Annotated in this window: 10 protein-coding genes and 1 riboswitch; of the genes, 7 read left to right on the top strand and 3 right to left on the bottom strand. The window is 43.3% G+C overall.

Going from position 1 to position 13,469, the window contains the following annotated elements:
• Positions 1-66: 66 nt before the first annotated feature.
• Positions 67-864, bottom strand: a complete 798-nt coding sequence (locus AM228_RS10700) for a metal ABC transporter ATP-binding protein (protein ID WP_054466107.1) — start codon at positions 862-864, stop codon at positions 67-69.
• Positions 865-982: 118 nt separating this feature from the next.
• On the opposite strand from AM228_RS10700, the gene AM228_RS10695 reads away from it, so the two are divergent.
• The 6 genes from AM228_RS10695 to AM228_RS10675 all read left to right on the top strand — a co-directional run bounded on the left by AM228_RS10695 (position 983) and on the right by AM228_RS10675 (position 7,377).
• The gene (locus tag AM228_RS10695) at positions 983-2,056 is read left to right on the top strand and encodes a metal ABC transporter solute-binding protein, Zn/Mn family (protein ID WP_072160735.1); all 1,074 of its coding nucleotides are present in this window, start codon (positions 983-985) and stop codon (positions 2,054-2,056) included.
• Between the two features lie 1,009 nt (positions 2,057-3,065).
• Positions 3,066-3,329, top strand: coding sequence for a hypothetical protein (locus tag AM228_RS10690; protein WP_054466106.1), 264 nt, complete (start codon positions 3,066-3,068; stop codon positions 3,327-3,329).
• Between the two features lie 191 nt (positions 3,330-3,520).
• Positions 3,521-3,665: riboswitch (cobalamin riboswitch) on the top strand.
• 72 nt (positions 3,666-3,737) lie between these two features.
• Positions 3,738-3,875, top strand: coding sequence for a hypothetical protein (locus AM228_RS32365; RefSeq protein WP_156331689.1), 138 nt, complete (start codon positions 3,738-3,740; stop codon positions 3,873-3,875).
• A gap of 53 nt (positions 3,876-3,928) precedes the next feature.
• The gene (locus tag AM228_RS10685; RefSeq protein WP_054466105.1) at positions 3,929-4,348 is read left to right on the top strand and encodes a DUF1636 domain-containing protein; all 420 of its coding nucleotides are present in this window, start codon (positions 3,929-3,931) and stop codon (positions 4,346-4,348) included.
• Between the two features lie 135 nt (positions 4,349-4,483).
• Positions 4,484-5,524 (top strand): cobalamin biosynthesis protein CobW, encoded by a 1,041-nt coding sequence (gene cobW / locus AM228_RS10680; protein WP_054466104.1) that lies wholly within the window; start codon positions 4,484-4,486, stop codon positions 5,522-5,524.
• Positions 5,525-5,730: 206 nt separating this feature from the next.
• Entirely contained in the window at positions 5,731-7,377 is a 1,647-nt protein-coding gene (locus tag AM228_RS10675; protein ID WP_054466103.1) for an ABC transporter substrate-binding protein, read from the top strand.
• Positions 7,378-7,539: 162 nt separating this feature from the next.
• On the opposite strand, the gene AM228_RS10670 is transcribed toward AM228_RS10675, so the two are convergent.
• Positions 7,540-9,285 (bottom strand): serine/threonine protein kinase, encoded by a 1,746-nt coding sequence (locus AM228_RS10670; RefSeq protein ID WP_054466102.1) that lies wholly within the window; start codon positions 9,283-9,285, stop codon positions 7,540-7,542.
• Positions 9,286-9,878: 593 nt separating this feature from the next.
• On the opposite strand from AM228_RS10670, the gene AM228_RS10665 reads away from it, so the two are divergent.
• On the top strand, positions 9,879-10,745 hold the full coding sequence (locus tag AM228_RS10665) for a M48 family metallopeptidase (protein ID WP_054466101.1): 867 nt from the start codon (positions 9,879-9,881) through the stop codon (positions 10,743-10,745).
• A gap of 479 nt (positions 10,746-11,224) precedes the next feature.
• Here AM228_RS10665 and AM228_RS10660 read toward each other — a convergent pair whose 3' ends face one another.
• Positions 11,225-13,273 carry a VWA domain-containing protein gene (locus AM228_RS10660; RefSeq protein ID WP_054466100.1) on the bottom strand — a complete coding sequence of 683 codons (2,049 nt, stop codon included), beginning with the start codon at positions 13,271-13,273 and terminating at the stop codon, positions 11,225-11,227.
• Positions 13,274-13,469: the final 196 nt, after the last annotated feature.

Raw genomic sequence — 13,469 nt, 5'->3', positions numbered from 1 at the left:
ATGCTTCGCCCCTACAGATATATTTGCCAGCCGCTTCGTTGCTGGCAAATTTTGCCCACCCTAATACTATGCGGCTTCACTATTAAAAAATACAACTTTTCCGCCATAAGCTTGATATAAATTTTCTGCCTTGAGCACTTGTTCGCGCGACCCACAGGCGATTACCTGCCGATTTAATAAAATCAAATCATCAAAATTCTGAATCGAATTGCCTAAATCATGGTTCACGACTACGACGGTTTTGCCCCGGTCGGCTAGTTCGTGAAAAATATCGAAAATAATATCTTGGGTTTTTTGGTCAATGCCTACAAAGGGCTCATCAAAACAGTAAATATCCGCTTCTTGGGCTAAGGAACGGGCTAAAAACACCCGCTGTTGTTGTCCTCCAGAGAGTTCGCCGATTTTGCGATCGCGATAATCACTCATGCCCACTCTGGCTAAAGCCTCAGCCCCTAGACGACGACTGACGGAGGAAAAAGGACGAAACCAGCCGGTTTTCTGCACCCGTCCCATCATCACCACATCCCAGACTGTCGCGGGAAATGTCCAATCAATCTGCGATCGCTGCGGTACATAAGCCACCTTTTCCCGTTGGTTCACCAAGGGTTTGCCTTCATAAAGGACGATGCCACAATTTTCCCCGGAAACAACGGTGGGAACTAATCCCAGCATGGCTTTGATCAAGGTACTTTTGCCCGCCCCATTCGGCCCAATAATGCCGGTCAGTCGCCCACGAGCGATCGCGCAGTTCACATCCACCAAGGCTTGCACTTGCCGATAGGCAACGGTTAAATGACTCACCGTAATGCTAGGAATTTCGCGGCGATTGATGTCGGCATTTAGGGGAAACTGGATCGTAGTCATCGTGGCCTCCTGTTCTGGCTTTGGCTGCTTTGAGAGCAATACAATCTGAAAAATGAAAGGATTATGAAAATATCATACAATACAAAAATGAAAGAAATATGAAACAGTTTAAAGATTTATGAAAGTAAGCACTCATCAAGGAGGCGATGCCTCAAAAGACCGACGTTTCGGAACTCGCGCTACCTTATACACCAACACCCTAGGGATTGGGTTACTATTCGCCGCATTGATTGGCTGTACCGCAGCGGAGATCCGCCCAGATCCTGGGAGTGGCGATTCGCTTTCGCGATCCGCTTTGCGGAATCGACCGCAGATTGTCTCCACCAGTACCATTCTCACGGACTTGACTGCTGAACTTGCTGGAGAGGAAATTAATCTGATCGGCATATTAGACCCTGGTGCGGATCCTCATACCTACGAACCCGTACCCGCAGATATCAAAGCATTAGAAACAGCGGAATTAATTCTCTACAATGGCTATAACTTAGAACCGGGTTTGATTAGAATGATCAATGCCGCTGGGGTGAATGCCAAAAAGTTAGCGGTGGGAGAACTGGTAAAACCTCTGGATATGAAATATGAAGGGCAAAAAGTTCCGGATCCTCATGTTTGGGGGGATGTTGCCAATGCGATCGCGATGGTGAATGGAATTCGCGATGCATTAATTGAAATTTCCCCGGAAGATGCGGATATTTTTACAGCAAATGCCGCCCAACTCACGGCGGAATTGCAACAGTTAGATACCTGGATTGCTCAACAAATCGCCACCATTCCCCCAGACAAGCGAAAACTCGTCACCACTCACGATGCTTTTCAATACTATACCGCAGCTTATGGACTAGAAGTTGTCGGGACTTTAATTGGTGTCAGTACCGAAGAAAAACCCAGCGCCAAAACCCAGAGTGAGTTAGTAGAAAAAATCAAAAAAACTGGGGTTCCAGCAATTTTTGCCGAAACGACTATTAATCCGAGTTTAATTCAAACCGTCGCCCAAGAAGCCCAAGTTAAATTAGCCTCCCAAGAACTTTATTCTGATTCAATTGGTGCTCCGGGGAGTGAGGGAGATTCTTATATAAAAATGATGGTGTCTAATACTCGCACGGTTGTAGAAGCCCTAGGGGGAACTTATCAACCATTTGAGGGGCTTCAGGGGCAGGGGGGCAGGGGAGACCGCCGTCGGCAGGGGGGATGAGGGGATGAGGGGAGAGTGAATAGTGAATAGTGAATAGTGAATAGTGAATAGTGATACTTATGCATAACTTTTAACTTTTAACTTTTAACTTTTAACTTTTAACTTTTCACTTTCCCCCGCGCCCCTGCGCCCCCGCACCCCCGGTCGTTGAGCGAAGCCTGTCCTGAGCGCAGCCGAAGGGCCGAACCGCCGCACCAGAAGCACCCTACGCCCAAACAAGACTTGTTGGCAAATATTAGTTCAGCATCTAGGTGTATCGGAGAATCGGAAATGTTTAATCCTTAAATTGAGATTTAATGAGATTTAACCGGACAATCTAGAGGCAAGTAAGTATATCACACTATTCTACTACCAAGTCTTATGGAAATATACTGACAAGTGGAAACACGGTTTGACTCACAAATTTAATCATCTGCAAATTTGCCCATGAAGTATTTGTATCAATGGCTACAGCAATATGTGATCTAGATAGAAAAACCCTATCGGATCGGAGATTTGAAGCGGGGCAGCGCTAAGGCAATCTTAATCGGATAACCATAACACTTGGCAAAGTTGATTGCGATCGGTTATCATTAAATGAAATGAGTCAGTAAAAGTAAATAGACAATTTTGGCATGAATCTAAAACTCTCCCCTACTTAAGGGCGATCGAGGGATAGCAATTTTTTATGATCCAAGAAGTCTAATAAAACCCAAGAGGGAAAATATCCCTCATTCTTTTGCTGCATAAAAGCTCAGGTATATCGATGATTTAATGTAATTCAGGCAATCAGAGACAAATGTGTTTGGCTGGGCTTAATTGATAATTAGTAAGAGGTTTTTAGGGTTATGATAATTTTTATCGATAGACATAACGTTATTTATCAAAGAAACGATTTTGATTTAGATTTATAAATCTATCGCTGATAAATAGCGGTAAGTTTTTGATGCTTAAAAATTTTAGAGAATATTTAATAATTTTCTCTAAGTTTTTTCCATAAAAATTTAGTAAACAAAATTGAGAGTGAATTATGACCAATCGTTTTGATTTCATTGAGCCTCGTAGTCGTTACTATGGTCAAGTTAAACCGGAAAATCTTGTATTTAATGCCAACTTACAAGAATTTGCCAATCGCGTCATGTTCATTGCTAGTTTACATACGAATGGGAAACTGCCGCCAGCAGTTGCCTATAAAGAAATTAAAGGATTATGGAAACAGCTAAAACAAAGTAAAAAGCAATTAGGAATTGGCCAAACTTCAGTGGATGGAACTTCCGACCATGATAGCTTTTAGACCGCTGGAATATTTTCTTTTCAGAACTTAATTTATCCGGGAATTTATCCGGGAATTTATCCGGAAATTTCTCCGGTCTCCGGGAATATTTGGCCAACTTGAATTCAGGTCGCCGGGAATGGAGGACTAACCCCTCATTCCCGGCGACCTTTTTACGGGATGCTTGGATCAAATGTGCAAACTTTCAGGTAAAATCTGATTAACCAGTGAGTTTTGGTGGGGATCAGCCACCAAACGTCAGGGGGAAAGTTCGGTGTAAGTCCGGCGCTGTCCCGCAACTGTGATGAGACTATGCGTCTCTGAGTCAGAATACCCGCTTGCTGGTGTTGTCAACTAACGATCTTTTATTTTCATCTGCGAGGTACGGATGATCGAGAATGTAGAATTTTCAGAATTAAAATTGTCAAAATGGGTAAGGCGATTCTACTAAGGGCGATCGCGAACAATAATCCCACGCTGCAAAAAGAAATGCAAAGAAAATGGCAAGAAAATGCCAAGAAAATCGCTGCCCCATCCAGGCGATCCACAAGATTAATTGTGGGCTAGTTTAACCTGGGCTATTGGTTAAATTAATTGTTCTGAAAACTCAACCTAAATCTATGACAAAACATTGTTTATTTGTTTGCACCACTTGCGCCAGTGTTTGGCAAGACGGCAAAAAAGTTGGCGTCAGCGGTGGAGAAAAACTGCTGGATCAATTGTCCCAATTACATGAAACTTGGGATTTACGAGAAAAGATATCTCTTGAACCTGTGGCTTGTATGAGTGCTTGTAGTCGTTCTTGTGTGATTTCCTTGGCGTCGCCGGGAAAATATACTTATCTGTTTGGTGATTTGAGTGCGGATGAAGCCAGTTTACCGGAAACTGCGGCGGCAGTTTTAGATTGTGCTGGTCAATATTTTGCCAAAGCTGATGGGTTGTTGGCTTGGTCAGAACGCCCAGAACCCATGAAAAAAGGCGCGATCGCCCGTATTCCTCCTTTATCCCCATTGTTATCCCCATTGTCTGTCACTGCTTAAATTCGGACTATTTTTAGCAGCGAGAAAGCTGACAGAATTTTCCTAGATTTAAGCAGGAAAGATTTAAGCAGGAAAAAATCATCTATTCTCAAAAATTCCCAAATTATAGACTCAATAGACTCAAGAAAGTAACCCATGCACAAAATACCTGTCACAGTTATCACCGGATTTTTAGGTTCAGGAAAAACCACTACCATTCGGCATCTCTTGCAAAATAACCAAGGCCGCCGCATTGCGGTTTTAGTCAATGAATTTGGCGAAGTGGGTATTGATGGAGACCTGCTGCAATCGTGTCAAGTTTGTGACGATGAAAATGAGGCTGTTGCCGTCAACCCGAATATTGTGGAACTAACAAATGGTTGCTTATGCTGCACAGTCCAAGAAGAATTTTTGCCGACGATGCAGGAAATTTTAAAGCGGCGAGATCAACTCGATTGTATGGTGATTGAAACGTCGGGATTAGCACTACCTAAACCCCTGGTTCAAGCCTTCCGCTGGCCGGAAATTCGCAACCATTCCACGGTGGATGGAGTGGTGACAGTGGTAGACTGTGAAGCTTTGGCCAAAGGCCAAATTGTTGGGGATCTTGAAGCCTTAGAAGCCCAACGCCAAGCTGACCCAAATTTAGAGCATGAAACACCGATTTCTGAACTGTTTGAAGACCAACTAAATTGTGCCGATTTGGTACTTTTAACTAAAGTTGATTTAGTGGATAGCCAAACGCAACAGAATGTGAGCAGTTGGTTGCGATCGCAAGTGCGAGAGGGGGTGAAAATTGTCCCCTGTGACAGTGGCAATATTCCCCCTGAATTACTATTAGGATTTAATGCGGCAGTAGAAGATAACTTAGACAGTCGTCCGAGTCACCATGATACGGAAGAAGATCACGAACATGATGATGATATTAATTCAGTTCATATTCTGCTCGATAAAGGGTTTGAACCAGCCAGTTTAGTCAAGCGTCTTGCTTCCCTGGTGGCATCGGAAGAAATTTATCGCATTAAAGGATTTGTGGCGGTGCCAAATAAAGCCATGCGTTTAGTGTTGCAGGGTGTGGGACAGCGGTTTGATTATTTTTACGATCGCCCCTGGCAACCCACTGAACCTCGGCAAACTCGCTTAGTTTTTATTGGTCGTGGTTTGAATCAAGGGAAAATTGAACAAGCGATGATTTGATTGATTTAATGTCAAGTCGTTTTCAATGCCCTTATTTTACTTAATGGGTTTGCTTACTGGGGAGTTTGTGAAACCGGGTTTTTGGTGAGAAACCCAGCCTAAAAACCCGGTTTCTTCCGTTTTTGCCATAATTTTGCCATAATACTAAAGTTAAGGCAAAAACCCGGTTTTTTTCAGGTTAAAACGGAGTTTAATCTATTATCTATATGATCCATTGGCAACGTCTTTTTGGCTTATTTGCTCTCTGCTTACTTTTAACTGTCAGTTGTGGGCAGGGATTCCAAAATTCAGCGGATAATTCTGGCAATTCTGGCAATTCTGGCAATTCTGGCAATTTGGGAGGCGATCGCATCTCGTTGGGGACGACGGCCAAATTACGCACCATTGACCCCGCTGATGCTTATGATTTAACCGCTGGTTATTTACTGAATAGCTTAGGCGATCCGCTTTATCGCTACAACGAAAAATCAGAAATTATCCCCCAATTAGCCACGGAACTGCCGAAAATTAGTGCCGATGGATTAACTTATACAATACCCCTCCGTCAAGGGGTGATTTTTCACGATCGCACCCCGTTTAATGCTGCGGCAATGGTATTTTCCCTGCGCCGATTTATAGAAAATCAAGGGCAACCTTCTTTTTTACTTTCTGACGTAGTAAAATCCATCACCGCTACGGGAGAATATGAAATTACGATTACCCTGAAACAACCCTTTGCTGCCTTTACTGCTTTATTAACATTTGCGGGGACTTGTGCCGTATCCCCAACCTATTATCAAATTGGCCCTGGTCAATTTAAACCCGATACTTTTGTGGGGACTGGTCGCTATCAATTAGCTACTTATGGCACTGATTCCTTAAAGTTAGATATTTTCTCCGACTATTGGGGAGAAAAACCCGCCAATCAAGGGGTATATATTCAAAGGTTATCTAATTCTGTCAACTTATATAATGCTTTTACGACGGGTGCGGTGGATGTCGCTTATGAAGTTCTCGACCCTAATCAAATTAGAAGTCTAGAAAACCAGGCAGAAAAACAAAAATGGCAAGTGCTTTCTACCGAGGGAAATTCGGTTACATATTGGATGCTGAATATTCGTCAATCTCCGTTAAATAATCCAGAATTTAGGAAAATTTTAGCGTCTCTGGTGGATCGCAACCTGTTAATTGAACGAGTCAGCCAGGGTCAAGCGGAACCCCTTTATAGTTTAATTCCCAGTACCTTTTCCGTTTATCAACCTGTGTTTGCCAAGTTTAATCAAGTTAATCAAGGGGATAGTTTAGCCACCGCTAAAGACTGGTTAAAACAGGCGGGATATAGTCGAGAAAATCCGTTAAAAATCGAAGTTTGGTATCCGTCTAGTTCCCCGGTTAGAAATGCGGTGGCTACGGCTTTAAAAGCGATCGCCCAACAAAAATTAGATGGACTTTTAGAACTGCAACCCCAAAGCGTTGAGTTTACTACTTATACCGCTAACTTGGATAAAGGAATTTATCAAACGGTCTTATATACCTGGATTCCCGACTTTCTAGATCCCGACAATTTTACCCATCCGTTTTTGAGTTGCGTTCAAGGTTCTCCCAGTACAGGATGTGATAATGGGGCTAGTCAATCCCAAGGGTCATTTTATTATAGCGATCGCGCCAATCAACTAATCAATCAACAGCGGCAAGAACTAAATCCCCAAAAGCGGGAACAACTATTTGCTCAAATTCAAGAGTTAACCGCTGAAGATATTCCTTATATTCCCTTATTCCAAAATAAAGATTATGCTTTTGCCCAAAAAGGCATCACTGGGGTCAACTTAAATCCTGCCCAAATCTTTCCCCTTTGGCAAATTCAAAAAAAATGAATTAAAGAATCTAGTCATTTCCAGTAAGGTTGATACAATTTGCTCGATCGCACAAGGGATACTAACCCACCAGATCATGTAGAGAAGATCCTGTAGGGGCGGTTCGCGAACCGTTAGGGGCGCTTGGACGTAGCGCCCCTGCTAATAGCCCCTACTAATAATTTAATATCGACGAGTTTCGTCAATCAGCCATTGCTGACTATCGGCATCCCAAATCAGCAAAATTTCTAACCTTTCTGGGGAAACTCTGCCATCTTTCATATAGTAAGTTAACTCAGTATTTACTAAGGCAGTATCTTCATTAACTTCCCTCACATTAGTTTTAGCAACTTCTACTTTGTTTACCTGGTTCCACCAACCCTGGTAATCTTGATAGCTGCCTGATTTAGTGGCTTTAAAGTTGGGAGAAAGCTGATCCCAAGTAGCAGAATATTGCCGTTGATTAATCAGGTTATAGTAATTTCTAATTGCTTCAGACCGGGAAGGTTTGGCGATGGGTTCGGATGGCTGATTTGCCTCAGTTTTAGATGAGTCATTTGGAATTTCTAGTTGGGTTTCCGGTTGGGTTTCTGCGGGGGGAATTTTTTCAGGATTTGGGGGAATATTTGAGGTTTCCGGCTGAGTTTGGGGCTGGGTTGCTACGGTAGGATTTTTCTCAGGGGTTGGGGGAATATTGGCAATTTCTGGTGTGGTTTCTGGGGGTGAGGATTGAGTCGGTTGCGGTGATGTGTTGTTGGTTGATGCAGTGGCATCAGGATAGACTGAAGTCGGGTTACTTTCTGGGGAATTTGATTCGCGATCGCCTGTAGAATTAGGGTTATCTGACCATCGGGAATTATCGGTGACGGTTGGCTGATTATTGGAGTCAGAGGAAGAGCTAGAAACAGAGGCTTTTCGGTTTTGCATGATGGCAAAACTTCCGGCAAATGTGGCACTAAAAATTATCACTATCACAAAGGCGATCGGCAGCCAAAGTGCTTTGGATGATTGACTTAAGTTGGTCGTAGTTGTTTGAGAATTACCCGCATAAGAATATCTTGGGGACACGGCCACGGTCGCCATATTCGATGCCACATTTCCTTGATTTTGTGGCTGCAAAGCGTTGAGCATTTCTGATGCGCTGTGGTAGCGATCGCCGGGATTAAATCTAATCGCCCGATCCAGTACCAAGGCTAAATTTGGACTCACTTGCGGGGCATAATTCCGCCAAAGAAGTTGTCCAGTTCTGGAGTCGGTTTCTAACTCTTGGGGCATTTTGCCAGTTAATAAATAAATGCCCGTCATTCCCAAGGCATATAAATCACTAGAATAAACGGGTCTTCCCGCCGCTTGTTCGGCGGGCATAAATCCGGGTGTACCAATAGCAATGGAAGGAACGCCGCCCCCAGAACTTGTCACCACCGTGTTCATTGTTTCTTTCACTGCCCCGAAGTCAATTAAGACCGGCAAACCATCAATTTGGCGAAAAATAATGTTATCCGGTTTAATATCTCGATGGAGCATTTTTTGGTTGTGGACAAAATCTAAGACTGGCAGTAAACTGGTGAGTAAATCTCGGACTTGGCAATCGCTAAATTGACCGGATTTTTGCATTTTATTGGTGATAGTTTCCCCAGAAATCCATTCTTGAACTAAATAAAATTCTCCGTTAAGTTCAAAATAAGCATATAATTTGGGAATTTGATTGTGTTTCTCCCCTAACTGTTCTAAAACAGCGGCTTCGCGGCCAAAGCGTTCTTTAATCAGTTGATAAGTTTGGGGATCGCCCGTAACAGGTTTGAGTTGTTTAATCACGCAACGACGGCGCGAAGGCATTTGGGTATCTTCTGCCAAAAAAGTCTCACCAAACCCGCCGCTGCCTAGGGCTGAAATAATTTGATAGCGATTGTTTAAAAGTCTAGTTGTCATAAGAGTTAAGATTATGTATTTTTCAGTTTAGCCATTCCAGTTTAACGGGGGCTATTTCAAGAAGCTTTTTGGCTTTTCACATAGCATTATATATATTTTGTCAAGTTTTTGCATCGATAAGCCGCTTCTAGGTAGTCGGTAACGGATAGATAAAATGGAAAATGGACAATGAGTCAGAAAACAAATAACCAATAACAGAAATCAAATAACAAATGACAAATAACTATTTTATTTATATTTCGCTCGATGTCTGGACTGACCAATGTCTTGTGTTTGGAGATTCTTGGCAACATCACCCCTGGAAACTACGTCAGTAACACTGACAAGTCTTCTTTCTCCAATCGCCCAGACTAAAATATAAATAAGGGGGCATAAATAAGAGGGCGATCGCGGTCATTCATCTACCAGGACTTAGAGAAATCTAAGACTTAGGCGGCTATTTATGCGGTTGTTTTCAGTAATCCCCAAGCTACATTGAGGGTTCAGCCGCCAGTCCGAAATCAAACGGAAAATTCCCAGGGTGCGATCTAGCAGAGTCGGCCAATGAGCCCCCAAAACGTCCTTTTTAAGATGATTCGTTCTTCACACTTACTATGTTTAAACTTAAATCATTTTCGATTACCGGATCCCGTCGCTCTCGGCGACCTTTGTATTATCCGTTAATTTCTCTGTTTGTCGCATTAGGTTTAATCGGCGGCAACCCAACTCTTTCCTCTGCCTTTAACTGGCGGGATCTGATTCTTCCGGGAATTCAAGTCATCCAGTTAACCAGTCTTTCCGACAATCAAGAAGTGGAACTGGGCAAACAAATCAATAATGAAATCCTCAAGCAGGTGGAACTATACAACGACCCAGAAATTAACAACTATGTGCAACAAATTGGTCAGCGGTTAGTCCCTAGCAGCGATCGGCCTAACCTGCCCTACACCTTTCAAGTCGTTAGAGACAACAGTATCAACGCTTTTGCCACCGCTGGGGGCTTTGTCTACGTTAACACTGGACTATTAAAAGCCGCTGACAACGAAGCGCAAGTCGCTGGAGTTATGGCCCATGAAATTGCCCACATTACTAACAAACACGCCCTCAAACAAATGCGCCAACGCATTATTGCTGGGGGACTTGCCGATGCCGCTGGAGTGGATAACAATGTATTAGTTGCCGTTGGGGTTGAAGTGGGGTTAAATTTGCCAAAAAGTCGCCGCGACGAATATGAAGCGGATCAAGACGGTTTAGCCACCATTGTTCGTAGTGGTTACGCCCCTTCAGGAATGATTGGATTCTTCCAAAAACTACTCAGTGCCGGTGGCAATTCTATGCCCACTATCTTAAGAACCCACCCCCACACAGAAGATCGCATTGCTAACCTTGAGCAATTGCTCCAACAAGCCCAAATTAACCCCAACATGGGGAATGGTTTGAGTTCCGAACAGTACAAAGCGAATATCAGAAAACTTTTGTAATCCCTGGTCTTTACGGAGAATTTTTTGCTGAGATACAGAGGTCTGTAAAAGAGTAGCAAAATGTAGCAAAATGTAGCAAAATGTAGCAAAATTTAGGGTGCGTGTTTGCTGGTAGATAAGTTTGGGATAAACAATTAACCCCTATTCCAGCCTAGACGCACCATTACGAAGGTTGCTGAGAATTTTACCCACAGAGACACAGAGAGACACAGAGCAAAATGTAGCAAAATGTAGCAAAATGTAGCAAAATGTAGGGTGCGTGTTTGCTGGTAGATAAGTTTGGGATAAAAAGTTAATCTCTATTCCAGCCTAGACGCACCATTAGAAAGGTTAGGGTAGGCGATCGCAAATTATGTGGCATAATATGCAGAAAATTATATAATATTCATGTATATTCTGCTCTATTCTGCAACCGATCGCCCCCCAGCATCCCTAGGGGAATGAACTTAACGATTAATCATCTATTTTTACCGTTATTTTTATCGGTCATTTTCTGGAGAAGTTAAGAGCGTTTTGCAGGCTTCTACCAAACGGATAAACTCTGCCCGATCGCCTGCTGCATCTTCTCCTTGGGATTGACGGGCTAAGTTTACCACTTGGGATAAATTGGCGGAACCTTGATATTTAGATTCCCGTAAAATCATGCCAAATTCCGCCACCGCTGCGGCAAATCTGAAGTTATTTGAGGTATTTTCTAGGGATATTTCCCGGTCAATTAAAGGCTGGGAAATTAGTTCCGATGTGTCCCCGGTTGGTTGCTTATAGCGCAGTTTAATTAACATTAACTCATCAGAATTATTGCCAGAAAATTCCTCGGTGTTTGGCTGATATCTTAATGGGTCAACTTCCGGTAAATCAAAGGAACTGTTGACGCCAACGGGAATAATTTCATACAAGGCTGTCACCGAATGTCCGGCACCGAGTTCACCGGCATCTTTTTGATCGTTGTTAAAATCTTCCGCCTGTAAGAGGCGATTTTCATAACCAATTAGACGATAAGCTTGGACTTTTGCCGGATTAAATTCTACTTGGATTTTGACATCTTTGGCAATGGTTAAAAGGGTGCCGCCAATTTCATTGACGAGCACTTTTTTGGCTTCTAAGATGTTATCAATATAGGCATAGTTGCCATTGCCCCGATTTGCCAGTTGTTCCATTTTGGCATCTTGTAAGTTGCCGGTGCCAAATCCGAGGACGCTTAAGAATACGTCGCGATCGCGATAGTCTTCAATTAGGCGAATTAATTCCGCATCACTGGAAATTCCCACGTTAAAATCGCCGTCGGTGGCGAGAATAACCCGGTTATTTCCCGATCGCATAAAGTTTTGGCGGGCGACTTCATAAGCGAGTTTAATTCCTTCCCCACCGGCAGTAGATCCGCCAGCATTTAGGGAGGCGATCGCATCTAATATTTTATCTTTTTGACTTCCCGGAGTTGGGGGCAAAACTAAACCAGCGGAACCGGCATAAACCACAATAGAAACTCGGTCGGTTTCTCTCAATTCGTTGACTAATAACCGTAAAGCTGATTTGAGTAAAGGTAATTTATCCGGTGAATCCATCGAACCGGAAACATCCAGCAAAAATACCAAATTACTTGGGGGTAAGTTGTCCGCCTCAATGCGTTGTCCTTGGAGTCCAATGTGAACTAATTTATGTTGAGGATTCCAAGGGGCTTGAGAAATTTCCGTGGTCAGAGAAAACGGGCGATCGCCTTGAGGTTCGGGATAATCGTAAGTAAAATAGTTAAGAAATTCTTCAATTCTGACCGCATCTTTCGGGGGCAATTGGTTATTATTGATAAACCGACGGACATTACTATAAGATGCCCCATCTACATCAATGGCAAATGTTGATAAGGGACTGTTAATTGCTCGGAGAAATTGATTTTCATCAATCGGGTTATATCCCTCACGATTATATTCCTCTGATGCTTCTGATTCTGTAGTGACTCCTCCCGAAGCGGGGGGGCGGGAACTTCTGTCCAAGGCGCCATAACCGTCACTGCTACTATCATACAGGGGTTCATCTCGTAGCGGGACGCCTCTGGTGGCACCACCGACCGGACGAGGGGTAAGGCTGGGTTGGGGCGGTGGCGGTGGCGCTGGCGCAACTTCAGCAGAGACAAAGGCTTCCGGGAAGTCTTTGCGTAACTGTTCTAAGGTGGTTAAATCTTCTGGGGTAATTGCCGGGTGATTTAAGATGGTGGGCAAGCAAGTTTGTAAGGCGAGAATATATTGATTTCGAGTTAAAGGAGTTTGATTGTCTAAGAGAATGCTATCGGGATGATCTACGGGACAACCATAGCGATCGCTCAAAGATTTTAGGGCTTGATAGGCCCAATCACTCGGTTGAATGATCTGAGCCACATTGGTTTGTGTCTGACTGATCTCTGAGGTAGCGGATTTTTGCCCCTCAGCAGCGATAACTTTGGGCATAGCTTCGCTTACAGCCCAGGTAAAACCGACGGAAACTGAAGTTAAAAGGGCGGCACTCAACAGCAACGTCCGCAAACAAAAATTATTCATATTTTTTTTCCTGTTATATTCCTGTTATATTCCGGTTATGTTTCGGTTCTTGTTTTTTCTTGGCGGATTTTTGGCGGATTAATTTCACTGACTCACCGATTGACTTACCGATTTAATCCGCAATAAAATCACCAATAGACAATTCTGGCAAACTGGCAAAAAAAAGGTGAGCGAATGCCCACCGAATAATCCTGAA

Origin of the sequence: Planktothricoides sp. SR001 (assembly GCF_001276715.1) — a bacterium.
GTDB lineage: Bacteria > Cyanobacteriota > Cyanobacteriia > Cyanobacteriales > Laspinemataceae > Planktothricoides > Planktothricoides raciborskii.
The sequence above is the reverse complement of the archived record's forward strand: the minus strand, read 5'-3'. Positions and strand labels throughout refer to the sequence as shown.

Bases quoted from the DNA above. Each gene is read 5' to 3' on its own strand.
- AM228_RS10690 (WP_054466106.1), top strand. From the start codon at position 3,066: ATGACCAATCGTTTTGATTTCATTGAGCCTCGTAGTCGTTACTATGGT.
- AM228_RS10660 (WP_054466100.1), bottom strand. From the start codon at position 13,273: ATGAATAATTTTTGTTTGCGGACGTTGCTGTTGAGTGCCGCCCTTTTA.
- AM228_RS10700 (WP_054466107.1), bottom strand. From the start codon at position 864: ATGACTACGATCCAGTTTCCCCTAAATGCCGACATCAATCGCCGCGAA.
- AM228_RS10685 (WP_054466105.1), top strand. From the start codon at position 3,929: ATGACAAAACATTGTTTATTTGTTTGCACCACTTGCGCCAGTGTTTGG.
- AM228_RS10695 (WP_072160735.1), top strand. From the start codon at position 983: ATGAAAGTAAGCACTCATCAAGGAGGCGATGCCTCAAAAGACCGACGT.
- AM228_RS10670 (WP_054466102.1), bottom strand. From the start codon at position 9,285: ATGACAACTAGACTTTTAAACAATCGCTATCAAATTATTTCAGCCCTA.
- AM228_RS10675 (WP_054466103.1), top strand. From the start codon at position 5,731: ATGATCCATTGGCAACGTCTTTTTGGCTTATTTGCTCTCTGCTTACTT.
- AM228_RS32365 (WP_156331689.1), top strand. From the start codon at position 3,738: ATGGGTAAGGCGATTCTACTAAGGGCGATCGCGAACAATAATCCCACG.
- AM228_RS10665 (WP_054466101.1), top strand. From the start codon at position 9,879: ATGTTTAAACTTAAATCATTTTCGATTACCGGATCCCGTCGCTCTCGG.
- cobW (WP_054466104.1), top strand. From the start codon at position 4,484: ATGCACAAAATACCTGTCACAGTTATCACCGGATTTTTAGGTTCAGGA.